Source organism: Streptomyces sp. NPDC088554, from assembly GCF_044752945.1.
GTDB lineage: Bacteria > Actinomycetota > Actinomycetes > Streptomycetales > Streptomycetaceae > Streptomyces.
On the sequence record NZ_JBIVMF010000014.1, the window covers coordinates 129,044 to 152,829 of the forward strand.

Genomic DNA, 23,786 nt, shown 5'->3' on the forward strand with positions numbered 1-23,786 from the left:
GTCATGGCGACTGTTCAGTTCGACAAGGCCACCCGCGTCTACCCGGGGTCCACGAAGCCCGCTGTCGACCAGCTTGAGCTTGATGTAGCGGACGGTGAGTTCCTCGTCCTCGTCGGTCCTTCCGGTTGCGGTAAGTCGACCTCCCTGCGCATGCTCGCCGGGCTCGAGGACGTCAATGGCGGTGCGATCCTCATCGGTGACCGTGATGTCACGCACCTGCCGCCGAAGGATCGGGACATCGCGATGGTGTTCCAGAACTACGCGCTGTACCCGCACATGACCGTCGCCGACAACATGGGCTTCGCGCTCAAGATCGCCGGTGTGAACAAGGCGGAGATCCGCAAGAAGGTCGAGGAGGCCGGCAAGATCCTCGACCTCACGGAGTACCTGGACCGCAAGCCGAAGGCGCTCTCCGGTGGTCAGCGCCAGCGTGTCGCGATGGGCCGCGCCATCGTGCGTGAGCCACAGGTGTTCCTCATGGACGAGCCGCTGTCGAACCTCGACGCCAAGCTCCGCGTCTCCACCCGTACGCAGATCGCGTCGCTCCAGCGCCGCCTGGGCATCACGACGGTGTACGTCACCCACGACCAGGTCGAGGCCATGACCATGGGCGACCGGGTCGCGGTCCTCAAGGACGGGCTGCTCCAGCAGGTCGACTCGCCGCGCAACATGTACGACCGCCCGAAGAACCTCTTCGTCGCCGGCTTCATCGGCTCCCCCGCCATGAACCTGGTCGAGGTGCCGATCACCGACGGCGGTGTGAAGTTCGGCAACAGCGTGGTGCCGGTCTCCCGCGAAGCGCTCGCCGCCGCGTCGGCGAAGGGTGACAAGACCGTCACGGTCGGTGTCCGCCCGGAGCACTTCGACCTCGCCGAGGAGAGCGGCTCGGGCGCCCTCTCCAAGGACGCCCCGGCCGGTCTGGCCGTCACGGTGAACGTTGTCGAGGAGCTGGGTGCCGACGGTTACGTCTACGGCACCGCCGAGTTGGACAAGGAGCGGAAGGAGATCGTCGTCCGCGTCAACGGCCGCGCCGTGCCGGAGAAGGGCTCCACGCTGTACGTCCTGCCGCGCGCCGGCGAGACGCACGTCTTCTCCACCTCGACCGGCGAGCGCCTCACCGACTGATCCGCTCACACGAGCCGTTCCGCACACGAGCCCGTTCCACACACGAGCCGTTCCGCATACAAGCTGGTCCGCTCATGAGTTGATCCGCTCGCGCGCGAGCAAGCAGGGCGGAGAACGAGGTTTACGGACGCGCCCGCACCGCGTCCCGGCCCGAATTCGTCCGCACGGCCCCGCACTCCGGTGCGGGGCCGTTTCCGTACCCCTCCAAATACCCCGGCAGACGGGCCATTTCGGACAGTGTCCGTCAACACGTAATTCGAAAAGACCCTTCGAACCTTCCCTCGCGTGGGTGACTAAAGGTCGCCAAATCATTACCGCCCGCTACGCTCGCCTGCGTGACCCACACTGCCCGCCGTATCGGCCGATCCCTCGCCTTCGTTCTGCCCGTCGTCCTGGTGCTCTCCGGGACCCTCGCGGTCGCCCGTGTTCCGTGGGCGACCAGTACCACCGAGTCGCAGGTCCTCACCGCCTCCTCGGACACCGCCTCGGTGCAGGCCAAGCCCCGCGCACCCCAGGAGATCCTGCGCGACAAGCTGCTCGTGGAGCTTCAGGAGAAGGATCCCGGGATCGCCCTGACCCATCTCCAGCGCGAGGTCGAGGAGCGCCCCTCGCTCGCCAAGCACTGCATCTCGATCGCGCGGGCCCTCGGACGGGCCGCCGTGGCCAGCTACGGCCCCACCCGCGCCCAGTCCTTCTCCCGCCCCGTCTGCGACACCTCGTTCGCGTACGGCGTCTCCCAGCAGGCCGCGACCAGCTGACCCCCGACCGGTCCGGTACGACCCGCCTGATCCCGTACGACCTGTCCGACCTGGTACGACCCGACCGGAGCGGTCCGCCTATCGTTCACGGCATGCATACGTTTCCGACGCAGGCCGTGGTCCTCGCGGGCGGCCAGGGGTCGCGGCTGCGCCCGTACACCGATGACCGCCCCAAGCCGATGGTCGAGATCCCCGGGACGGGGACCCCGATCATCGGCCATCAGCTTGCCTGGCTCGCCGCGGAGGGCGTGACCGACGCCGTCATCTCGTGCGGCCATCTCGCGGAAGTCCTCCAGGAGTGGCTGGAGTCGGCGGATCTTCCCCTGCGTGTCACGACCGTGGTGGAGTCGGAGCCCCTGGGCCGCGGCGGAGGTCTCAAGCACGCCGCCGCCGGGCTGCCGGATCCCGGTCGGCCCTGGTATGCCACGAATGGCGACATCTGGACACGTTTCTCGCTGCGCGAGATGGCGGCGTTCCACTTCGAGCGTGACGCGACCGCGACGCTCGCTCTCGCCCGGCCGCGGATCCCGTGGGGGGCCGTCGAGACCAATGAGTTCGGCCATGTCCTCGACTTCATCGAGTCACCGCCGTCGCCCTATCTGATCAACGCGGGCGTGTACGTGTTCTCGCCGGACTTCGTCGAGCTGCTGCCCGACCGCGGCGACCACGAGCGGAGCACCTTCCCCCGGCTGGCCCGCGAGCGCCGCCTCGCGGGCTTCCCCCTGCCGAACGGCGCGTACTGGCGGGCCATCGACACCGCGAAGGACCTGACGGAGGCCGCGAAGGAACTCGCCGCCACGGCCCGCCCCTGACCCCGTCCGCACGTACGGGAGGGGCTGTGCCGCTGTCCGTACGGTACGGACAGCGGCACAGCCCCTCCTTCGGGTGTGGCGTCAGCCCAGCAGCCCGCCCAGCGGGTTGCGGTTGCCGCCGCCGCTGCCGCTGCCGCCGGAGGACGAGCCGCCGGTCGCGGTCCCCCCGTTGTCGGCGCTGCCGGTGCCGCCTCCGCCGCTGCCGTCGCCCGTGGAGCCCGGCGCGCCCGTGGAGCCGCCCGTGGAGGCCGGTCCCTGGCTGCTGGAGGGCGGCGGGGCCTGCTCGGCCACCGGCGGGGGCTCCTGGGCGGTGCCCTGGGTCTGGCTGGGCTGCTGCTGCGTCCCGCCCGTGGTGGCGCCCGTGCCCGTGCTCGCGCCGGTGGTCGCGCCGCCGATCGACGGGACCGAGGTGGCGCCGCCCGGCGTGGACTGCTGGGCCGAGGGGGTGCCCGAACGGGTCGCGGAGGGCTCGGCGGGCCGTCCGCCGGTGGTTCCCTGGCTGGCGGGCGGGGTGGTGGCGCTGCTGCTGCCGCCGGGCCGCTGGGGCAGCGGCATGCCCGGGAGCTGGTTGACCGGGTCGACGCCGGGGCCCGGCACGATCACGCGGTCCGCGGAACGTACGGCTCCGCCCAGGATGGAGCCGATCAGCAGCGTGAGCCCGATGATCACGGAGGCCACGAGCGCGCCCCGCCGCAGCACCCGCCGCCGCAGGTCCCAGATCTCGGAGCGCGGTCCGAGCGTGCGCCATGCCTCACCGGCGAGCCTGCCGTCCACGGAGTAGACCGGGGCGCCCGCGATGATCAGCGGCGACCAGGCCGCGAGGTAGATGATGTCCGGCGCGTCGTACGCCGGGACGGTCCGCCAGCTGACCGTGAGCAGCAGCGCCGCCGACAGCAGCGCCCCGAAGGACGCGGCGACGCGCTGCCAGAGCCCGAAGACGGTGAGCACGCCGACGACGATCTGGAGGAAGGCGACGCTGAGGCCCGCGCCGACCGGGTGCGAGAGCGCGAACTCCCTGAGCGGCTCCGCGAGCGCCCACGGATGGAGCGAGGTGAGCCACTTGACCATGGAGCCGCGCTCGCCGCCGTCGAAGTAGACGGGGTCGCAGAGCTTGCCCATGCCCGCGTAGATGGAGATGAAGCCGAGGAAGATCCGGAGCGGCAGCAGCACCACGCCGAGGTTCATCCGGCGGCCGGGGTAGTAGGCGTGCCGGACGCTGTCGTTGCCGTGCCGCACGGCGCGGGCGCGGTCGTCGGGGCCGCCGCCGGTCTCGTACAGCTCGTCGTCGTACAGCTCGTGCTCGGGCGGGTCGTACGCTCCCACGGCCTTGCGCATGGGCGGGAGCAGCGGGCCCGCTCCGGTACGCGGACCGCCGGGGCCCTGTCCGGGGACGGAGCCGCCGACGACGGGCGTCGGCATCGTGTTCTCGTCGGCGTACCCGGACCGGGGGCCGAGCTGGGGGATGACCTGGGTGGAGCCGGTGTCGTATCCCCTTCCGGATACGTCGGGCGCGCCGGACGCCACACGGGCGCCGCCCGCCGGCACCAGCGAGGAGTTCCGTACGGCCTGGAGGAGTCCGCTCGCTCCGGGGTCGCCCGGCTCGGACTTGCCGCTCCAGACGACGGGGGCGCGGCGGCGCGCGCCTCCCCGGACGGCGCCGCTCATGGCGGGGATGCGTGCGGTGTCCGCGCGTAGTGCGCCGACACGCTGGGGCGATGCGAGCTTCACCCGGAAGCTGGCGTGGTTCACGATGACCTGCGCGGGATCGCAGTCCACCTTGAGCATGCTCAGCGGGGGCTGATCGTCGAACCCGGGCCGGGGCGTTCTGGTGTCCACACTCATCTAACCGAGTGACTTGTCGTTAGGACACTGCCTTGACGTGGAGGATGTCCGAGACCCGTCAAGATCATGAAGCAGGGCCGTTCGGGGGACGGCGCGGGCGGCCGTACGGAGTACTCCGCGTACCCCGGACGGACCGCCCCGAGAAGCCGGTCGGACCGGCGGAGGACCGCCCCCCGGAGCGGATCAGACCCGGCGGCGCGACGCCTCGTACAGCACCACTCCGGCCGCGACCCCGGCGTTCAGCGACTCGGCGCCGCCCGGCATCGGGATCCGTACGCGGAAGTCGCAGGTCTCGCCGACCAGCCGCGACAGGCCCTTGCCCTCGCTGCCGACGACGATCACGACGGGCCCGCCGAGCTGCGCGAGGTCACCGACCTCGGCCTCGCCGTCCGCCGCGAGCCCGACGATGGTGAGGCCCGCCTTGCGGTACGCCTCCAGGGTGCGGGTGAGGTTGGTGCAGCGGGCGACGGGCGTACGGGCCGCCGCGCCGGCCGAGGACTTCCAGGCGCCCGCGGTCATCCCGGCGGCGCGCCGCTCCGGTACGACGACGCCGTGGCCGCCGAAGGCCGAGACGGAGCGGACGACCGCGCCGAGGTTGCGCGGGTCGGTGACGCCGTCGAGCGCGACGATCAGCGGGTCCTCGCCGTCGTCGAAGGCGGCGGCCGCGAGGTCCTCGGGGTGCGCGTACTCGTACGCCGGGACCTGGAGGACCATGCCCTGGTGGTTCAGACCATTGGTCATCCGGTCCAGCTCGGGCTTGGATGCCTCCATCAGGTGGATGCCACCGCGCTCGGCCGCGAGCTGGAGCGCCTCGCGGACGCGCTCGTCGTTGTCGATGTACTGCTGTACGTAGAGCATCGAGGCGGGCACGCCGTCGCGCAGCGCCTCGAAGACCGGGTTGCGGCCGACGACCATCTCGCTGGTGCCCTTGCCGCCGCGCCGGGCGACCTGGCGCCGGGCGGTCTGCTTGGCCTTGGCGTTGGCCACGCGGTTCTGGACATGGCCCTTGCGCGCGGACGCGGGCGGCGTCGGGCCCTTGCCCTCAAGCCCGCGGCGTCGCTTGCCACCGCTGCCGACCTGCGCGCCCTTCTTGTTGGACGTGCGGCGGTTCCTGCGCTGGCTGTTCCCGGCCATGACCTACCTGTTTCGTTGCTTCAGACATGCGTACGAGTCGTACGCGGCGTTCATGTGAGTAACAGCGTACGTATGGATACGGACCAGTGTGCCGCCCGGCGGGCCGGACGGCACATACGGCCGGCTCAGCGAGGGGTCGTCGCCGAGCCATCGGGGAGTCGCCGGGTCGCCGTCGCGACGGTGACCCGGCGGTGACTCGCCACGGTGTCATCGCGGTCCGAGCGTCCAGCGCGGACCCGACGGACCGTCCTCGATCACCAGACCGGTCTGCTGGAGCTGGTCCCTGATCGCGTCCGCGCTGCCCCAGTCCTTGCGGCCGCGCGCCGCCTCGCGCTGCTCCAGCACGAGCCGTACGAGCGTGTCCACGACCCCGTGGAGATCCTCGCCGCGGTCGGTCTCGCCCGCCCAGTGCGGGTCGAGCGGGTCCAGGCCGAGGACGCCGAGCATCGCCCGTACCTCCGCGAGCCGGGCGACGGCCGCTTCCTTGTCGTCGGCGGCGAGCGCGGAATTACCCTGCCTGACGGTGGTGTGGATGATCGCGAGCGCCTGCGGGACGCCCAGGTCGTCGTCCATCGCCTCGGCGAAGGCGGGCGGCACCTCGTCGGCGGGCTCGACGACGCCCCCGGCCTTCTCCATGACCCGCTGGACGAAGCCCTCGATCCGCGCGAACGCCGACTCGGCCTCGCGCAGGGCGTCCTCGCTGTACTCGATCATCGAGCGGTAGTGCGGGGTGCCGAGGTAGTAGCGGAGCACGATGGGACGCCACTGCTTGACCATCTCGGAGACCAGCACCGAGTTGCCGAGCGACTTCGACATCTTCTCGCCGCTCATGGTGACCCAGGCGTTGTGCACCCAGTACGCCGCGAACTCGTCGCCGTACCCCTTGGCCTGCGCGATCTCGTTCTCGTGGTGCGGGAAGATCAGGTCGAGGCCGCCGCCGTGGATGTCGAAGGCCGTGCCCAGGTACTTGTGGGCCATCGCCGAGCACTCCAGGTGCCAGCCGGGCCGGCCGCGCCCCCAGGGCGTCTCCCAGGAGGGCTCGCCGGGCTTGACGGACTTCCACATCGCGAAGTCGCGCGGGTCGCGCTTGCCGGTCTCGCCGTCGCCGGAGGGCTGGCGCAGATCGTCCAGGTCCTGGTTGGACAGGGACAGATAACCGGGGAACGACCGTACGTCGAAGTAGACGTTGCCGTCCGCCTCGTACGCGTGCCCACGTTCGATCAGACCGCGCATCATCTCGATCATCTCGGTGATGTGGCCGGTCGCGCGTGGTTCGTAGGTGGGCGGCAGGCAACCGAGAATGTCATAGCCGGAGTTGAAGGCGCGCTCGTTCTCGTAACCGATGGACCACCACGGGCGGCCCTGGTCCGCGGACTTCGTGATGATCTTGTCGTCGATGTCGGTGACGTTCCTGACGAACGTCACCTTGTAGCCGCGGTGGTCGAACCAGCGGCGCATGATGTCGAAGTTCAGTCCCGACCGGATATGACCGATGTGCGGAGCGGCCTGCACGGTGGCGCCACACAGGTAGATCGAGACACAGCCCGGCGTGAGCGGGGTGAAGTCACGGATCTGCCGGGCGCCGGTGTCGTACAGCCGAATAGTCACGCGACAAGGGTAGTGCGCCCGGGGCAGTGCCTTGCGACTGTTTCGGCCATGGGGACACCGAAGCGTGACATTTATATGCGTGCCCGGCCGCCTTCCGGCGGATTTCGGGCACGCACACCCCGGACGCCCCGGCCGTCCCAAGGGCCTCGGATGTCTCGGACGCCTCAGATGCTGCCGACGACCTTGCGGGCCGAGATACGGACGACCACGCGCTCCGCGTCCTTGACGGAGGCGGGGTTGAAGTCGGCGTAGTCCTTGCCCGTGTACTTGCGGGACAGCTCGTTGATCAGCTCCTGGCCGCCCTCGGTCGTGAGCGTCACCGTGCCGCGGATCTCCGCGTACGTGTAGGGGGCGTCGGCGGGCTGGACCACGACCGTCACCCGGGGGTCACGGCGCAGGTTCTCCTCCTTGCGGCGGCCGACCGTGGTGGAGATGAGCAGATCGTCACCGTCGCGCTTCACCCAGACAGGTGAGACCTGCGGGCTGCCGTCGGGCTGGATGGTGGCGATGTTGACGAAGACCGGCGTGTCAAGGAGCTTCTTGAGGTCGTCGGAGAGAGCGACTGCCATGGGATGCCTTCCTGCCTGTGCCTGCTGCTACTCGAAGAGGTACGAATACTGATCGATATTCCCTCAACCCGTCCCCGCCGACGGACATTTCGCGCCGATCGGCACGGTGCGGCGGTCGGCTGCGGTCAGCGGTGATCTGCTGCGACGACAGTGATCAGCAGGTCGACAGACAGGCCAGTCGGGCAGTCGGGCAGTCGGGCAGTCGGGCAGTCGGGCAGTCGGGCAGTCGGGCAGTCGGGCAGTCGGGCGATGATCAGCCGGTACGGACCACCAGCGCCGTCGCGATGGCGGCCAGCCCCTCGCCCCGCCCGGTGAACCCCAGCCCGTCCGAGGTGGCGGCGGAGACCGCGACGGGGGCGCCGACCGCCGCCGAGAGGATCCGCTGCGCCTCGTCGCGCCGCTTGCCGATCTTGGGCCGCGCGCCGACGACCTGCACCGCGACATTGCCGATCTCGAAGCCCCCGGCGCGGACGATCCTGGCCGCCTCCGTAAGGAGGCTGATGCCCGAGGCGCCGGACCACTCGGGGCGGCCGGTGCCGAAGTGCGCGCCGAGGTCCCCGAGGCCCGCGGCCGAGAACAGCGCGTTGCAGGCCGCGTGCGCGACCACGTCCGCGTCGGAGTGCCCGGCGAGCCCCGGTCCCTCGCCCTCCCAGAGCAGCCCCGCGCACCACAGCTCGCGGCCCTCCTCGAAGGCGTGGATATCGGTACCGATCCCGACCTGCGGCAACGGAGGCAGCGCCGACGGCACGGATCCGGGTGTCTCAGAAACCATCCTTGGCCCTCCTCCGGGCGAGGACGGCCTCGGCCAGCACCAGATCCAGCGGCCTGGTCACCTTGAACGCCTCCTCGTGCCCCGGCACGACCACCACCGGCGCGCCGAGCCGTTCGACCATACCGGCGCAGTCCGTGGCGCCCTCCCCGGCCCCCGGGACCGTGCGGTGGGCGCGCTGGAGCGTCTCGCGGTCGAACCCCTGCGGGGTCTGTACGGCACGCAGCAGCGCCCGTTCGGGCGTGGCGACGACCGGTTCGGGCTCGCCCTTCTCCCGGGGCTCGACCTGCTTGACCGTGTCCGTGAGCGGCAGCGCGGGCACCACGGCCGGCGCCCCGTCGTGCACGGCCTCGATCACCGAGTCCACGGTCTCGACGGGTACGAGCGGACGCGCCGCGTCATGGACGAGCACGGCGGTGATGTCCTCGGGCAGCGCCTCGACCCCGAGCCGTACGGACTCCTGCCGGGTCTCACCGCCCGGGACGACCAGATAGTCGGTCCGCTCGGGCAGGGCGTGTTCGTCCAGGAGGTTCTTGACCGCGGGGGCACCGTCCGGCGGTGCGACCACGACGACCAGCGAGACGGCGCGCGAGGCGGCCATCGCGCGTACCGCGTGGATGAGTATCGGCGTGCCGCCCAGCGCCCTGAGCGCCTTGGGCGCGCCGGGGCCGAGCCGTACGCCCCGGCCCGCCGCCGGAATCACCGCGGCGGTGCGGTGGGAGCCGGTCCTGCCGACCCCCTGGCCGGCCTCTTGACCCGCGCTGACTGCTTGACCGGCCGGGCGGCCGGCTTCCTCTGACATCGCTTGCACTCCGGCAGGTTTGTTTCCTCGGCCGACATGGGTATGGCCACAACGTGCCGGGCGCGACGCCTTGACCGGCCCTTCCGTGACACTGGTCGAGGCACTTGCGACAGGCGACACCAGGGGCGGCCGTGCGGGCAGCGGCGCTGCCCCGGCCATCCCCAGGCCACGCCCTCCCCGGCCACAGGGACAGCCGGTCCGAATACTGGACATGTATGGGTACGAACATGCCGCAGCGCCCGGCAACACAGCTTCCGTCATAGCTGGTCATCGGGCACCACGGCATTTACTGCTGCACTGCCTTTGCTGCTCTCACCGCTTCACCGAACCACGCGGACGCACCGCGCGGCCTCAGGGGAGGCAGGAGATTCAGGACGCGAGGACCTCGTCGAGCAGAGCCTCGGCCTTGTCTTCATTGGTGTTCTCCGCGAGGGCCAGCTCACTGACGAGAATCTGCCGCGCCTTGGCGAGCATGCGCTTCTCACCTGCGGAGAGTCCACGCTCACGCTCCCGGCGCCACAGGTCACGCACCACCTCGGCGACCTTGATGACATCGCCGGAGGCGAGCTTCTCAAGATTTGCCTTGTAACGACGGGACCAGTTCGTGGGCTCTTCCGCATATGGCGCCCTGAGCACCTCGAAGACCCGGTCCAGCCCGTCCTGACCAACCACATCGCGCACGCCGACGAACTCCGCATTGTCCGCCGGTACACGCACCGTCAAGTCGCCCTGGGCGACCTTGAGCACCAAGTAGGTCTTGTCCACGCCTTTGATCTGGCGAGTTTCGATGGCCTCGATCAGCGCGGCCCCGTGATGGGGATAGACCACGGTGTCGCCAACCTTGAACGTCATGTGACAGGTACCCCTTCCGTGGCTATCCAGGATAACACGAGAATGGCCGCTTCTGAATGACGTTTTCGCAGGTCAGGGCGCATCTCGGGGCTTGACAACAGCGCCAGGAACGTGCTTCGAGCGGCTTCCGGAACGGGGTATTCGCAGGTCGGAGCGGCTGCGCGGGCGCACAGAAACGCGTACGCCACCCACCGCGCGAGCGCCCCCGGAGAGGATGAACGTCCCGATTTGCCGGGTTCTGAACGCCGAACTTCTCGCACTTCGTTCGAGTGTCGGCCAGCCGTACGAACAGAAGCACGGCGGAAGTACAGCAGAAGTGTGAGGGAATCCGAATTTGATCACTGCGGCAAGTGCCGCGGTATTCGTAAGGAATCCAACGCGGCCGCTGGAATTGATCACCGGATGTTTTGTGAACGGAGCGCTAAACAGCGTGATCCCACACGTGGCATCGGGACCACCGCGAGGGCCGGTGGCCGCTGGGGGCGGGTCGGGTGCGGGGCGCCGACAGTGGCTCGGTAACCTGAAGCCGCTGACGTGCCCTTGCCGTACCGAAGCCCGCACCACCGTCGTACCGAGCCGTACCGAAGACCGTCAGAAAAAGCCCTCCGTCCGTACGTCCTAGGAGATGCCGCCGCCGTGAGCCGCAGCCTTCGACGCGGCGCCCTCGCCGCTACCGCCCTCGTGTTCTCGCTCGCCCCGCTCACCGCGTGTGGCGCCGGGAACGACGCGCAGACGCTCGGCGTGAAGCCGGACAACGCCGCCACCTCGGTCGGTGACATCAGCATCCAGAACGCGACGGTGATCACCCGGCCCGAGGCCGACGCTTCGGGTCCCGCGGTCGTCACCGGCACTGTCTTCAACAGCGGCAGGACCGACCAGACCCTCGACTCGATCAAGCTCCCGGGCACCGGCGCGACGGTCAAGCTGACCCCCGCCAAGGGTTCGGGCCCGATCACCGTGCCCGCGCAGGGCTCGATCCAGCTCGGCGGCAAGGACAACGCCTCCGCCGTGATCGACAAGGGTGACGAGACCGCGAAGAACGGTGACGCGCAGCAGATCGTGTTCTCGTTCAGCGAGACCGGTGACGTCGGTCTGCGCGCCTTCGTCTTCCCCTCGCGCGGCTACTACGAGGGCGTCGGCCCGAGCACGCCGCCGGTCCAGAGCCCGGCCGCGAAGAAGCCGGCCGCGTCCGAGTCGCCCGCCGCCGGGGCCGGCCAGCCCCACACGCAGGACGGCGCACCCGTCGGCGACGCCGCGGCGGGCACCGGGGCGGTGGACGCGGGCTCCGCGGGAACCGGGTCGGTGGACGCGGCGCACTGACGCGTACCGCCGGCGTACGTACGCGCACGCCGAACTCCAGGACGGGCCATTCGCCCGTCCTGGCCGCGTTTCGCCGAGGGCCGGGACTCCGCGCCCGGCCATGTGGGGCCGGGCCGTAGGGGTTCGGGCCGGTTTACGGCTCGAACTTGTAGCCCAGACCTCGGACCGTCACCAGGTACCTCGGCGCGCCCGGGTCGGGTTCGATCTTGGCGCGGAGGCGCTTGACGTGGACGTCGAGGGTCTTGGTGTCGCCCACGTAGTCGGCGCCCCAGACGCGGTCGATGAGCTGCATCCGGGTCAGGACGCGGCCCGCGTTGCGCAGGAGCATCTCCAGCAGGTCGAACTCCTTGAGCGGGAGGTCGACCTTGCCGCCGGAGACCGTGACGACATGGCGGTCCACGTCCATCCGTACCGGACCTGCCTCCAGCGCCGCCGGGGTGACCTCCTCCGGCTCGCCGCGACGGCGCAGGACCGCGCGGATACGCGCCACCAGCTCCCGCGAGGAGAAGGGCTTGGTCACATAGTCGTCGGCCCCTATCTCGAGGCCGACGACCTTGTCGATCTCGCTGTCCTTGGCGGTGACCATGATCACCGGGACATTGGACTTGCCGCGCAGTTGCCGGCACACCTCGGTGCCGGGCAGACCGGGCAGCATCAGGTCGAGGAGGACGAGGTCGGCGCCATTGCGTTCGAACTCGTCGAGCCCCGCGGGTCCGGTGGTCGCGATGGCGACCTCGAAGCCCTCCTTGCGGAGCATGTAGGAAAGAGCGTCGCTGAATGATTCCTCATCCTCGACGACGAGCACTCGGGTCACGGAAGGACCTCCGGGGCAGGGATCACGGTCGGGGGAGCCAGCCGAAGGCTGGGGTCGGGCGGGTTGTGGCCGTGGTCGTCTTCGTCCTGGCCGGTGGATGTGCGGCGTTCATCGGCGGAAAGAGGTACGGCGTGCTCCCCGGTGTCCTCCTCCGGGGGCGGTGTGCGGTCCCGTACCGGCGCCGCCTCGGGCAGCCGCAGGGTGAAGGTGGAGCCCTGGCCCTCGGAACTCCACACGGTGACCTCCCCGCCGTGCGAGGCGGCCACGTGTTTGACGATGGCCAGGCCGAGCCCCGTACCACCGGTGGCCCGGGAGCGGGCCGGGTCGACGCGGTAGAAGCGCTCGAAGACCCGCTCGCGGTCCTTCTCGGAGATACCTATGCCCTGATCTGTCACGGCTATCTCGATCAGGTCCCCGCCGGTCGCGGAGACACGGTGGACGGCGATACCGACGCGCGTCCGGGCGGGTGAGTAGTTGACCGCGTTCTCCACGAGGTTGCCGAGGGCGGCGGCCAGCTGGCCCCTGTTGCCCCAGACGCGCAGGCCGGGCGCGCCGCCGGAGGCCATGGTGATCTGTTTGGTGGACGCGGGCTGCCGGGACCGGTCGATGGCCTCGGCGACGAGCTCGTCCACCCGTACGGACTCGGAGTCCTCCAGCGGGTCGTCGTTCTGCACCCGGGAGAGGTCGATCAGCTCCTGTACGAGGTTGGTGAGCCGGGTCGCCTCGATCTGCATCCGGCCGGCGAACCGGGTGACCGCCTCGGGGTCGTCCGACGCGTCCATGACCGCTTCGGAGAGCAGGGAGAGCGCGCCGGTGGGGGTCTTCAGCTCATGGCTGACATTCGCCACGAAATCGCGCCGCACCGCCTCTATGCGGCGGGCCTCGGTGAGGTCCTCGACCAACAGGAGGACCAGGCGGGAGCCGAGCGGAGCGACGCGCGCGGAGACGGCGAGGGCCTCGCCCCTGCCCGTACCACGCCGGGGCAGGTCCAGCTCCACCTGGCGTATTTCGCCGTCCCTGCGGGTGTCGCGGGCCATGTGGAGCATCGCCTCGACGGCGAGCTTGCCGCCCCTGACCAGCCCCAGCGCGTACGCCGCCGAGCTGGCCTTGACCACCGAATCGCTCTCGTCGAGGACGACCGCGGAGGAGCGGAGCACCGACAGCACGGTGTCGACGCCCGGGGGCAGTACGGCATCCGTGTGCAGTGAGGTACGAGTGGGCCTTGCCTGATCGCGTTCGCTCCAGCGAAACGCCAGCATGGCGATCACGCCGGTACACACCCCGGCGATCGCTGCCAATGCGGCGACTGCCGCGTTCACGTCCATGTGTTCCAGGTTATGCGCGCCCACCGACACTCTCCCAGCCATCAGGGTGTCTCCTCGAACACTCGTCGCCCAGAGTTCACCGAGGGGATAGTGGCGGTTCACTTGGGAGGGACGCGGCGGACTTGTAACCGGCCGAGCGTGGAAGCGTGGGGGTCCGGGGCCTCCGCGCGAGGGATGTCCGGGCCCGGATCTTCCCCGGATCTTCCTCCGGTTTTCCCTGATCCGACCCTGATCCGACCCTGATCCGACCCGGAATTTTCGCCGTTTTCTGCCTGGTATTCCGGCAGAAAACATACGTACAAGAGAGGGACAAACCCCATGCGGGACGCGTACCACGAGGAACTGGACTCGATAGGCGAGGACCTGGTCGAGATGGCGCGGCTGGTCGGTTCCGCCATCGGCCGTGCCACCACCGCGATGCTCGACGCCGACCTGAAGCTCGCCGAGAGCGTCATCGCGGGCGACCAGAAGGTCGACGACCTCCAGCACGACCTTGAGGCCAGGGCCATCGCCCTGCTGGCGCGGCAGCAGCCGGTCGCGACGGATCTGCGGATCGTGGTCACGTCCCTGCGGATGAGCGCCGACCTGGAGCGCGCGGGCGACCTGGCCCAGCATGTCGCCAAGCAGGTCAGGCTCCGTTTCCCGCAGTCGCCCGTGCCGCACGACCTGCACACGACGCTGCTGGAGATGGGCCAGCTCGCGCAGCGTCTGATGGCGAAGGCGGCCGAGGTGATCATCACCAAGGACGTCGAGCTGGCGCTCCAGCTGGAGCAGGACGACGACGCGATGGACCTGCTGCACCGCACGCTCTTCCAGCACCTGATGGACGACCGCTGGAAGCACGGCATCGAGACGGCGGTGGACGTGACGCTGCTGGGCCGCTACTACGAGCGGTTCGCGGACCACGCGGTGTCGGTCGCGAAGCGCGTCGTCTACCTGGTCACGGGCGAGCACGCGGACGAGATACAGCAGGCGGAAACACCGGTCGAGGGCGCGTAAGCGGTACGGATCGGCCACGGGCCCGCCGGTACGCGCCGGGGAGCGCCGACGGCGCCGCGAACGCCTCGCGCGCCGGTGGCGTAACGCGGCGCACGGTGGTACTTGCGCGCATGCGCCGTTGATGCGCCCGCCCTCCTGGGCATGCAATGGGCACAGGCGACATTCCGCGCGTGCCTCGCGCGCCTTCGAGGAGGATCCCATGGCCGATTCCCCCATCACCGACCCCCGCCGGGAAACCCCCGTCGCGGCGATACACCTGCCCGTCCTCGGCGCCTGCGGCTGCGGTTCCGGCTGCGGCTGCGGCTGCCAGAGCGGCGGCTCGTGCCAGTGCGGCGGCGGCTGCGGCTGACCGGCCGGCGGCCGTCAGCCGGCCCGCTGTTCCCGCCGTATGCGTATGCGAAGTACGAGTGCGCCGGCCCGCCGAAACGTTCACTCCGGACGTTCCCCGGCGGGCCGGGTCGCTCACCTCGTACGTTGATAATGTGTACGCCCATGAGTGCGTACGGTCGGCGGCCGGAAGCCGTGGAAGCCCTGCTCGTCGTGGACGTCCAGACGGCCTTCGTCTCCGGCGGGGGCGCGGTGCCCGGGGCCGCCCGGCTGCTGGACCGGACAGCGGACCTGCTCACCCGGGCGCGCCGGAGCGGGGCGCTCGTCGTACACCTCCAGAACGACGGCCCGCCCGGAGAGGCCGACGAGCCGCACACCCCCGGCTGGGAACTCCACCTGCCCGTCGAGCCCGGCCCCCGCGAGGTCGTGATCCGCAAGACCGAGGACGACGGCTTCGAGGGCACGCCGCTCGGCCCCCTGCTGACCGACGCGGGGGTACGGGCGCTCGCCGTCTGCGGCGTCATGTCCGAGATGTGCGTCCTGGCAACCGCCCGCAGAGCCCTGGCCCTGGGCTACCGCGTCACCCTTCCCCACGACGCGCACGCGACGTACGACATCCCGGCGGCGGAAGGCATCAGCGACACGGTCCCGGCCGCTATGGCGTCACGGGTCGCCGAATGGGCGCTCGGCGACGGGGCGGAGATCCCGGCCCACGCCACCGGCGTCGTGTTCGGACCCCCCGCCCGACAGCTCGTGGGCCGGGGGCCTGAGAGAATTCACGCGGGGCCACGCAATTTCCGGTCGCGGAAATATTATCATCACCCATTGGGTCGATTCGGACATTTCCTGATGAATTCTGGCCGTGGTGCGAAAGGACGATAGCCGCGCACCACGAATATCCGACATCATCTGTTGAGCAAGCGCGAGACGACGTGATATTCGCGCCGCCGGGGCCATTTGGAGTTCGCTGTCGAGCGGGACGCCACTTTCGAGGTATGCGGCCTTCTGTGCGGCATCCCGAGCAAGGAGGATTCGTGACCTCAAAGGTAAAGAGAGCAGCGCGTTCCATGGCTGTGGCAATCGCCGCGACCACCGCGTTCACCGTGTCCATGCCGACGGGCAACGCCTTCGCCATCGACCATGTCGAATGCAGGGGTGGAGCAAGCTACCTGAAGATCTGGTCGCACAGCGGCGGCAGGCAGAGTGTGGACTGCTACGCGAACAAGGGGAGGACCTCCTTCGGCAACTGGTGGGTCGACAGGATCTCCACGGGGAACAACGACCTGATTTACTACGACGCCAACGGCGATTCGGTAAGGATCGCGCGATGGACGGACATCTCGTATCCGAACCGCCCGCCGAAGGTGAAGGACATCGAAATCCTGTGACGGACTGAAGGGCCGGATTTCGGGAATGGCCATTCCGGTTGGCTTTCCATTCCCGAGATGGCCCGAGGGCACCAAAAAGCCCCCCACCCGCGGCAAAACTCGCGGGTGGGGGGCTTTGATCGTTCCGCGTTACTTCTTCTTGCCCTGGTTCTTCACTGCCTCGATCGCCGCCGCCGCGGCGTCCGCGTCGAGGTAGGTGCCGCCCGGGGTGAGGGGGTGGAAGTCGGCGTCGAGTTCGTAGACGAGCGGGATGCCGGTGGGGATGTTGAGGCCCGCGATGTCGGCGTCGGAGACTCCGTCGAGGTGCTTGACCAGCGCGCGGAGGCTGTTGCCGTGGGCGGCGATCAGGACCGTGCGGCCGGAGAGCAGGTCCGGGACGATCGCGTCGTACCAGTACGGCAGCATCCGGTCGACGACGTCCTTGAGGCACTCGGTCCTCGGGCGCAGCTCGCTCGGGATCGAGGCGTAGCGCGGGTCGTCGCTCTGCGAGAACTCGGTGCCGTCCTCCAGCGCGGGCGGCGGCGTGTCGTACGAGCGGCGCCAGAGCATGAACTGCTCCTCGCCGAACTCGGCCAGGGTCTGCGCCTTGTCCTTGCCCTGGAGCGCGCCGTAGTGGCGCTCGTTCAGGCGCCAGGAGCGCTCGACCGGGATCCAGTGGCGGTCGGCGGACTCCAGCGCGAGCTGCGCGGTGCGGATGGCGCGCTTCTGGAGGGACGTGTGGAGTACGTCGGGCAGCAGGCCGGCGTCCTTGAGGAGCTCACCGCCGCGGACCGCCTCCTTCTCGCCCTTGTCGGTCAGGTTGACGTCCACCCATCCGGTGAACAGGTTCTTCGCGTTCCATTCGCTCTCGCCGTGGCGGAGGAGGATCAGCTTGTACGGTGCGTCGGCCATACGTCCGAGCCTAGCCGAGGCGATCGGGACCGCCCCTGGCGACCGAGGCCGGTGGTGCGCCCGGCGCCTCGGTTGACCCGCTCCCGTCAATTCACTGGCGGCCCCCGAGCCCTCCTGCGTACGTTGCGAACGGCCGCTCGGCCGCTTGCCCGAGCCACACCCAGGGGGACACCGCGATGCCCGGACCAGCCGGACCAGCCGGATTGAAGCGCGCCGTACGGGACACCGTCTCCGGCCTGCCCCGGGCCTTCTGGTGGCTCTGGGCCAGCACTCTGGTCAATCGGCTGGGCGGGTTCGTCGCCACTTTCCTGGCGCTCTATCTCACCGTCGACCAGGGGTACTCCGCCTCGTACGCCGGTCTCGTCGCCTCCCTCCACGGTCTCGGCGGTGCCATCTCCGCCCTCGGTTCCGGCGTCATGACCGACCGCCTCGGCCGCCGTCCCACCCTGCTGATCTCCCAGCTCGCCACCGCCGCCTCGATCGCGCTGCTCGGCTTCGTACGGGACCCGGTCGCCATCGCGGGCGTCGCGTTCCTCGTCGGGATGGCCTCCAACGCCTCCCGGCCCGCCGTCCAGGCGATGATGGCCGACATCGTCGAGCCCGAGGACCGGGTACGGGCCTTCTCCCTCAACTACTGGGCGATCAACCTGGGCTTCGCCGTCTCCTCGGCCGCCGCCGGTTTCATCGCCCGGTACAGCTACCTCGCGGGCTTCCTCGGCGAAGCCGCCATGACGCTGATCTGCGCGATCCTCGTCTTCCTCAAGCTCCCGGAGTCCCGCCCGGCCCGCCCCGAGCGGGCCACCGCGAAGGGCGCCCCGGTGGAGCCGCCCGGCATCGGCATGGGCGCCGTCCTGCGCGACGGCCGTTTCATGAGCGTCGTCGGCCTGTCCTTCGTCGTCGCGCTGATCTTCCAGCAGGCGTACGTAGGGCTCCCCGTCGCCATGGGCGCCGACGGGTTCTCCAGCGTCGACTTCGGCCTGGCCATCGCCGTCAACGGCGTCCTGATCGTCGTCCTCCAGATCCCCGTCACCGCCTTCATCCGCGACCGCGACCCCCGGCGGCTGCTCATCGTCTCGTCCGTCCTCGCCGGATACGGCTTCGGCCTGACCGTCTTCGCCGGGTCCATCGCCGTCTACGCCCTCACCGTCTGCGTCTGGACCCTCGCCGAGATCATCAACGCCCCGACCCAGACCGGCATCGTCGTACGTCTCTCCCCCACCCACGGCCGGGGCCGCTACCAGGGCATGTACACGATGTCCTGGGCCGCCGCCGCCCTCATCGCGCCCCTGATGTCCGGCTTCGTCATCGACCACTTCGGCGCCGACTGGCTCTGGGGCGCCTGCGCCGCCCTCGGCGCGGTCGCGGGATGCGGCTACTGGCTGCTCCTGCGTGGCCTCCCGGAGGAGCAGGCAGAGGGGCGGGCGGAGGTTGCGGCGCCGGAGCCCGCCCGCGACGACGACGACGCACGTACCTCCCGTACCTCTCGCGCCACGCCGAGCGGAGTTCACCCGCCGGGGTGATCCCTTCGCACCGAAGGGTGAACCGTCCGGCTTGCCCCACGGTCCCCGCACCCGCCCCGCGAGGATCGCGGAGACGTGTCCCCCAGCGACCCGGAGGTGCGGATGGCCACAGACTCGGATCCCGGGAAGTACCGGCCCTTATGGGCTTCCGCCGTCGCCGGGATTCTTGCCCTGAGTACGGCGCTGACCAGCGGTTCGTCCTCCTACGGAGCGACGGTCGCCGCCACCGCGGCCACCTGTCTGGAAGGGCAGAAGGACTCCCGGGGCCGTTCCTCCGTCGACGGGACCGAGATCGCGTGGGAGGACGAGACGCGGTACGACGACGCCCGTATCCACGCCACCGCCGTCTGGACGGCCAACGGGCTGAACCGGATCTCGTTCCCCCGGGACGACTCCTTCCGCATCGCCGACCTCGAATGGTCCGACATCAACGAGACCACCGGCCAGTGGAAGAACGTCGGCGCGGCCTGGACCGCGCTCCCCGGGACCGACCGGATCCGGATGAACTCCGCCTATCTCGGGGCGGGCAAGAAGTACGGCAGCACCGCCCAGCGCCGCCAGGTCGCCGCGCACGAGCTGGGCCACGCCCTGGGCTTCTGCCACAAATCACCCGACTGGTATCCGACGCTCATGGCGCCCAACGCCTACGACGGGCCCTCGGACGGCAGACCCACCAGCCGCGACCGCGCCAATTATCACGATCTGTGGGGTTGATGAACCGATGAGAATCATGAAGAAGACACCGCTCCTCGTCGGGCTCGCCGGGGCCGTCGTGCTCCTCGCCTCCGGCTGGTTCGCGTACTCCACGCTGTCCACCCCGGCCGGGCCCACCCACGCCTTCACGCTGTACGACCCCGAGGACCCCCGCGAGGTCGCGGGCACCGCCGACGACGTCTTCCACGGCGAGGTCGTACGCCACTCCGGTCGGCGTACCGTCGCCGGGATCCCCTCCGAGCTGTACGAGGTGGAAGTCGACCGTACGTTCAAGGGCCACCTCCGGGGAACGGTCACCGTCACCCTGTCCACCGGCAGCCCCGCCCTCGCGTCCGGGACCTCGTACGTCTTCACCACCGCCGCCTGGGGCAACCCGGACGACGGGCACGCCGTGCTCGCCGACGTACAGCCGTCCGTCACGACGAGCGACACCGCGCGCGGCGTCTCCGAGCACTGGCAGTGGGCCGTCGCGCATCAGGTGGATGTGATGGGCGAGAACCCCTGACGGCGGGCGTACCTGGGACAGCACGGAGGGGGAGCGGATCTTTCTCCGCTCCCCCTCCGTCGTACGTCAGAGGCAGTCGTACGTCACAGACCGTCGTGTGTCAGGGACCGTCGTACGTCACAGGCAGTCGTGCGTCACAGACCGTCGTACGTCACAGGCAGTCGTGCGTCAGAGGAACGAGTTGATCTCGATCGTCTCCGTGCGGCCAGGACCCACGCCGATCGCCGAGATCGGCGCGCCCGACATCTCCTCCAGCGCCTTCACATACGCCTGCGCGTTCTTCGGCAGGTCGGCGAAGGTCTTCGCCTTGGTGATGTCCTCCGACCAGCCCGGCAGGTACTCGTACACCGGCTTGGCGTGGTGGAAGTCGGTCTGGCTGTACGGGAGTTCCTCGACCCGGCGGCCGTCGATCTCGTACGCCACACACACCGGGATCCGCTCCCAGCCGGTGAGGACGTCGAGCTTGGTGAGGAAGAAGTCCGTCAGGCCGTTGACCCGGGTCGCGTACCGCGCGATCACCGCGTCGAACCAGCCGCAGCGGCGGTCGCGGCCCGTCGTGACGCCTCGCTCGCCGCCGATGCGGCGCAGGGCCTCGCCGTCCGCGTCGAACAGCTCGGTCGGGAACGGACCGGCGCCGACGCGCGTCGTATAGGCCTTGAGGATGCCGATCACGCGGGTGATCTTCGTCGGCCCGACGCCCGAGCCGGTGCAGGCGCCGCCCGCGGTCGGGTTGGACGAGGTGACGAAGGGATACGTGCCGTGGTCGACGTCGAGGAGCGTGCCCTGGCCGCCTTCGAAGAGGACGACCTTGCCCTCGTCGATCGCGTTGTTCAGGATGAGCGTCGTGTCCGCGACGTACGGCTTCAGCCGGTCCGCGAACGTCAGCAGCTCTTCGACGATCTTCTCGGACTCTATGGCCCGCCGGTTGAAGACCTTGGCCAGCAGCTGGTTCTTGGACTCCAGCGCCGCGTCGACCTTCTGGATGAGGATCGACTCGTCGTAGAGGTCCTGAACGCGGATACCGGTGCGGTTGATCTTGTCGGCGTAGGTCGGGCCGATGCCCCGGCCCGTCGTACCGATCTTCCGCTTGCCGAGGAACCGTTCCGTCACCTTGTCGACGGTGACGTTGTACGGAGTGATCAGGTGCGCGTTACCGCTGACCAGGAGCTTGGACGTGTCGACACCACGCTCGTCGAGTCCGTTCAGCTCGGAGAACAGGACCGCCGGGTCGACAACCACTCCGTTACCGATCACCGGGGTACACCCCGGGGAGAGGATTCCGGAAGGGAGGAGATGCAGTGCGTACTTCTGGTCGCCGACGACGACCGTATGGCCGGCGTTGTTGCCACCCTGATAGCGCACGACATAGTCCACGGAGCCACCGAGCAGGTCGGTGGCCTTTCCCTTGCCTTCGTCACCCCACTGAGCACCGAGCAGCACAAGTGCGGGCACAGGCGTACACCCCTTCCGGGCGGGGCATGTCCAAGGTCAGGGGGCGCGCAAACGCCTTCCGTACGGCGTTTACACGCCGCGTCCAGACGTACGACATCGCACAACGTTGTACGACGCAGACCCGACCGTCGAACCGGATGCCCCGGAATAGACGAAGCCCCTGGCGCAATAGCGCAAGGGGCTCTTGCACAAAGATGCTACCCGAGGAAGGACCGAGGTGTCGGCTCCGGAGCCCGCCGAAAACGGCACGCAGCAGCTTCTGGTGGTCATCGACCCGGTCGCGGGCCGGACCGACGGCGAATCCGTACGGATCGCGAAGGACGTACTGAGCGGGGGCGCGGCGGTGAAACTCTGCTTCCCCGAGGGCCCCGAGGAGCTGGCGCGGGCGCTGGCCCGGCGGGGAAACCGGCGGCCGGTGCTGGTCGGCGACGACCGGGCGCTGCTCCGTATGGTCTCCCTGCTCCACCGCGAACGGGAGCTGGCCTCCGGCTCGCTCTCCCTCGTGCCGATCGGCGCCTCCGTCGAGCTGGCCCGTTCGCTGGGCGTGCCCACGGGCGCGGTCGCGGCGGCGCGGGCGGTGCTGGACGGTGCGGTGCGACGGCTGGACCTGCTGGTGGACGACAGCGACGGGCTGGTCCTCGGCGACCTCCGGATCCCCGCGCTGCCCGCGAGGGGCTCGGCCGGTTCCGACACGGATACGGACACGGACCCGGAGGGCGCCCCGGCCGCCGCGCGTCCGGCCGCCGCGCAGGTCTGGCACACCTGCCGCTCGCTGGTACGCACCCTGGTGCGGCCCGTCCCGCCGGCCATCGCCGCGCATACGTACCGGCTGCGGGTGGAGGCGGACGGCGTGCTGCTGAGCGATCCGGACGAGCCGGTCGAGGGTGTGACGGTACGGTCCCGGGGTGGCCGCGCCGAGGTCGTCGTCCGCAGACACGCCCCGGCCGAGCCGGTCAGGGCCAGCGCGCTGTCGGTGACGGTCTCCGGAGCGGACTTCCGCTATCGCGCGGACGCCAGGATCGCCGGGCCGGTGCGGACCCGGACCTGGACGCTGCGGCCGGGGGCGTGGGGGCTGATGCTGCCGGTGGGGGGCGGGGCGGGGGACGGGTAGGGACTGCGCGCGCCGGGTGGTCCGGCTCGGCCCCGGACCGCCGCCGTGTGCGGGGCGCGGGCGACCGGCCTTCCTCACCAGGCCAGTTGGGCGATCTCCTCCGCCACCACCGCGCACGCGTCCGCCGCCGGGTCGATCAGCGGGAAGTGGCCGACGTCCTCCAGCAGGGTCAGCCCGACCATCTCGCCCGCGCGGCCCGCCGCGTCCACGAACGACTCGGCGACCTCCTGGGGCACGGTGAGGTCCGTACGGCCCTGGACGATGGCCGTCGCGATACCGGTCGGCAGCAGGACCGCCGGGTCCGCGTGCTCTCGGCGCCGCGTGAACTCGCCCTCACCGCCGAGGAGTTGACGAACGGCGCCGCCGCACACATCGAGCGCCACCGCCTGTACGAGATCCGCGATCGGCGCCAGCGCCACCACCCCGCGCAGCGGCGGCGGCCGGTCCAGCCGCCAGGGCGAGCCCAGCGGCAGCACATGGCGGGCCGCCGCCCAGAGGGCGAGATGGCCGCCCGCGGAGTGCCCGGTCACCACCGTCCGCCGGGGGTCGGCCTGCGGCAGCGCGGCGGTGACCAGCGCGGGCAGGGCATCCATCGCGGCGGCGATGTCGTCGAACGTCTCGGGCCAGCGTCCCGCCACCGGGGACCCACCGCCCTGCTGCGGGATCGCGGGGCCGCGCCGGTACTCGACGTTGGCCACGGCGAAACCGCGGCGGGCCAGGAAATCCGCGAACGGGGTCAGGTGTTCCCGGTCGTACGGCGCCCGCCACGCTCCGCCGTGCAGGGCGACCACCAGCGGGACGCTCTCCTGGTTGCCCCGGGGGGCATAGAAATCGATCACCTGATCAGGGTGTTCGCCGTACGCGGCGGTCGCATCGGGCCGGACGACCGGATGGGCGAAGACCGATTCGGTCTCTGCGGCGTCACGAGCAACGGCGTCGTCCGCGGCGGGGTCCGGCATCTTGCTCCAACCTTTCGGTGCGGGGGCCGAATTGACCTGATCAGCGGGGACGCTATCAGCCCCGGCGGGGGTCGATCACACCGTCGGGCCGCGAGCGCCGTCGCCTCGCGGGCCCACCGGCCCCCGTACCTCCAGAAACCCCCGTCACACGCGCCTCACGGATACCTGGGTGGATACCGGGACAGGACGC

At 70.2% G+C, this 23,786-nt stretch carries 24 protein-coding genes; 12 read left to right on the plus strand and 12 right to left on the minus strand.

From position 1 onward, the window contains the following. Positions 1-3: 3 nt before the first annotated feature. The 3 genes from ACIP8W_RS18315 to ACIP8W_RS18325 all read left to right on the plus strand — a co-directional run bounded on the left by ACIP8W_RS18315 (position 4) and on the right by ACIP8W_RS18325 (position 2,695). Entirely contained in the window at positions 4-1,125 is a 1,122-nt protein-coding gene (locus tag ACIP8W_RS18315; RefSeq protein ID WP_401956251.1) for an ABC transporter ATP-binding protein, read from the plus strand. 335 nt (positions 1,126-1,460) lie between these two features. Further along, entirely contained in the window at positions 1,461-1,883 is a 423-nt protein-coding gene (locus ACIP8W_RS18320) for a hypothetical protein (RefSeq protein ID WP_401956252.1), read from the plus strand. A 92-nt stretch (positions 1,884-1,975) separates the two neighbouring features. Further along, positions 1,976-2,695, plus strand: a complete 720-nt coding sequence (locus ACIP8W_RS18325; RefSeq protein WP_401956253.1) for an NDP-sugar synthase — start codon at positions 1,976-1,978, stop codon at positions 2,693-2,695. A gap of 81 nt (positions 2,696-2,776) precedes the next feature. Here ACIP8W_RS18325 and ACIP8W_RS18330 read toward each other — a convergent pair whose 3' ends face one another. The 7 genes from ACIP8W_RS18330 to ACIP8W_RS18360 all read right to left on the minus strand — a co-directional run bounded on the left by ACIP8W_RS18330 (position 2,777) and on the right by ACIP8W_RS18360 (position 10,271). Then, on the minus strand, positions 2,777-4,537 hold the full coding sequence (locus tag ACIP8W_RS18330; protein WP_402203671.1) for a DoxX family membrane protein: 1,761 nt from the start codon (positions 4,535-4,537) through the stop codon (positions 2,777-2,779). A 183-nt stretch (positions 4,538-4,720) separates the two neighbouring features. Next, a complete protein-coding gene (gene rlmB, locus ACIP8W_RS18335; protein WP_401956255.1) occupies positions 4,721-5,671 on the minus strand; it encodes a 23S rRNA (guanosine(2251)-2'-O)-methyltransferase RlmB in 951 nt (316 codons plus the stop codon). A 207-nt stretch (positions 5,672-5,878) separates the two neighbouring features. Next, a complete protein-coding gene (gene cysS / locus ACIP8W_RS18340; RefSeq protein ID WP_401956256.1) occupies positions 5,879-7,279 on the minus strand; it encodes a cysteine--tRNA ligase in 1,401 nt (466 codons plus the stop codon). Between the two features lie 164 nt (positions 7,280-7,443). Then, positions 7,444-7,848, minus strand: coding sequence for a PPOX class F420-dependent oxidoreductase (locus ACIP8W_RS18345; protein WP_401956257.1), 405 nt, complete (start codon positions 7,846-7,848; stop codon positions 7,444-7,446). Between the two features lie 253 nt (positions 7,849-8,101). After that, the gene (ispF, locus tag ACIP8W_RS18350) at positions 8,102-8,620 is read right to left on the minus strand and encodes a 2-C-methyl-D-erythritol 2,4-cyclodiphosphate synthase (RefSeq protein WP_401956258.1); all 519 of its coding nucleotides are present in this window, start codon (positions 8,618-8,620) and stop codon (positions 8,102-8,104) included. Then, positions 8,610-9,320 carry a 2-C-methyl-D-erythritol 4-phosphate cytidylyltransferase gene (gene ispD / locus ACIP8W_RS18355; protein ID WP_401956318.1) on the minus strand — a complete coding sequence of 237 codons (711 nt, stop codon included), beginning with the start codon at positions 9,318-9,320 and terminating at the stop codon, positions 8,610-8,612. Before ispD ends, ispF begins: the two co-directional genes overlap by 11 nt. 468 nt (positions 9,321-9,788) lie before the next feature. Continuing rightward, positions 9,789-10,271: a CarD family transcriptional regulator gene (locus ACIP8W_RS18360; protein ID WP_003953493.1), complete on the minus strand. Its 483-nt coding sequence runs from the start codon at positions 10,269-10,271 to the stop codon at positions 9,789-9,791. A 636-nt stretch (positions 10,272-10,907) separates the two neighbouring features. On the opposite strand from ACIP8W_RS18360, the gene ACIP8W_RS18365 reads away from it, so the two are divergent. After that, entirely contained in the window at positions 10,908-11,591 is a 684-nt protein-coding gene (locus ACIP8W_RS18365) for a DUF461 domain-containing protein (RefSeq protein ID WP_401956259.1), read from the plus strand. Positions 11,592-11,724: 133 nt separating this feature from the next. Here ACIP8W_RS18365 and ACIP8W_RS18370 read toward each other — a convergent pair whose 3' ends face one another. Next, complete coding sequence (locus tag ACIP8W_RS18370) at positions 11,725-12,405, minus strand: response regulator transcription factor (RefSeq protein ID WP_030353388.1); 681 nt, start codon at positions 12,403-12,405, stop codon at positions 11,725-11,727. Next, positions 12,402-13,730, minus strand: coding sequence for a sensor histidine kinase (locus tag ACIP8W_RS18375; RefSeq protein WP_401956260.1), 1,329 nt, complete (start codon positions 13,728-13,730; stop codon positions 12,402-12,404). The genes ACIP8W_RS18370 and ACIP8W_RS18375 overlap by 4 nt, the downstream gene beginning before the upstream one ends. Before the next feature lie 318 nt (positions 13,731-14,048). Between ACIP8W_RS18375 and phoU the strand changes: the two genes are divergently transcribed. The 4 genes from phoU to ACIP8W_RS18395 all read left to right on the plus strand — a co-directional run bounded on the left by phoU (position 14,049) and on the right by ACIP8W_RS18395 (position 16,444). After that, complete coding sequence (phoU, locus tag ACIP8W_RS18380) at positions 14,049-14,729, plus strand: phosphate signaling complex protein PhoU (protein ID WP_401956261.1); 681 nt, start codon at positions 14,049-14,051, stop codon at positions 14,727-14,729. Positions 14,730-14,928: 199 nt separating this feature from the next. Next, on the plus strand, positions 14,929-15,078 hold the full coding sequence (locus ACIP8W_RS18385; RefSeq protein WP_401956262.1) for a hypothetical protein: 150 nt from the start codon (positions 14,929-14,931) through the stop codon (positions 15,076-15,078). 131 nt (positions 15,079-15,209) lie between these two features. Beyond that, positions 15,210-15,938, plus strand: coding sequence for a cysteine hydrolase family protein (locus tag ACIP8W_RS18390; RefSeq protein ID WP_402203675.1), 729 nt, complete (start codon positions 15,210-15,212; stop codon positions 15,936-15,938). 185 nt (positions 15,939-16,123) lie between these two features. Then, positions 16,124-16,444, plus strand: coding sequence for a beta/gamma crystallin domain-containing protein (locus tag ACIP8W_RS18395; protein ID WP_401956264.1), 321 nt, complete (start codon positions 16,124-16,126; stop codon positions 16,442-16,444). Positions 16,445-16,573: 129 nt separating this feature from the next. Here the strand turns inward: ACIP8W_RS18395 and ACIP8W_RS18400 are convergent, their stop codons facing one another. Beyond that, a complete protein-coding gene (locus ACIP8W_RS18400) occupies positions 16,574-17,335 on the minus strand; it encodes a phosphoglyceromutase (RefSeq protein WP_401956265.1) in 762 nt (253 codons plus the stop codon). A 176-nt stretch (positions 17,336-17,511) separates the two neighbouring features. Between ACIP8W_RS18400 and ACIP8W_RS18405 the strand changes: the two genes are divergently transcribed. From ACIP8W_RS18405 to ACIP8W_RS18415, 3 genes are all read left to right on the plus strand, one after another. Then, the gene (locus ACIP8W_RS18405; RefSeq protein WP_402203677.1) at positions 17,512-18,855 is read left to right on the plus strand and encodes an MDR family MFS transporter; all 1,344 of its coding nucleotides are present in this window, start codon (positions 17,512-17,514) and stop codon (positions 18,853-18,855) included. Positions 18,856-18,957: 102 nt separating this feature from the next. Next, on the plus strand, positions 18,958-19,569 hold the full coding sequence (locus tag ACIP8W_RS18410) for a hypothetical protein (RefSeq protein WP_402203679.1): 612 nt from the start codon (positions 18,958-18,960) through the stop codon (positions 19,567-19,569). Positions 19,570-19,585: 16 nt separating this feature from the next. Then, on the plus strand, positions 19,586-20,074 hold the full coding sequence (locus ACIP8W_RS18415) for a hypothetical protein (RefSeq protein WP_402148778.1): 489 nt from the start codon (positions 19,586-19,588) through the stop codon (positions 20,072-20,074). 168 nt (positions 20,075-20,242) lie between these two features. Here ACIP8W_RS18415 and ACIP8W_RS18420 read toward each other — a convergent pair whose 3' ends face one another. Continuing rightward, positions 20,243-21,526, minus strand: coding sequence for an adenylosuccinate synthase (locus tag ACIP8W_RS18420; RefSeq protein WP_401956269.1), 1,284 nt, complete (start codon positions 21,524-21,526; stop codon positions 20,243-20,245). A gap of 217 nt (positions 21,527-21,743) precedes the next feature. On the opposite strand from ACIP8W_RS18420, the gene ACIP8W_RS18425 reads away from it, so the two are divergent. Then, a complete protein-coding gene (locus ACIP8W_RS18425) occupies positions 21,744-22,637 on the plus strand; it encodes a diacylglycerol kinase (protein ID WP_401956270.1) in 894 nt (297 codons plus the stop codon). A gap of 74 nt (positions 22,638-22,711) precedes the next feature. Here ACIP8W_RS18425 and ACIP8W_RS18430 read toward each other — a convergent pair whose 3' ends face one another. Continuing rightward, positions 22,712-23,596 carry an alpha/beta hydrolase gene (locus tag ACIP8W_RS18430; protein WP_402203682.1) on the minus strand — a complete coding sequence of 295 codons (885 nt, stop codon included), beginning with the start codon at positions 23,594-23,596 and terminating at the stop codon, positions 22,712-22,714. Positions 23,597-23,786 lie beyond the last annotated feature (190 nt).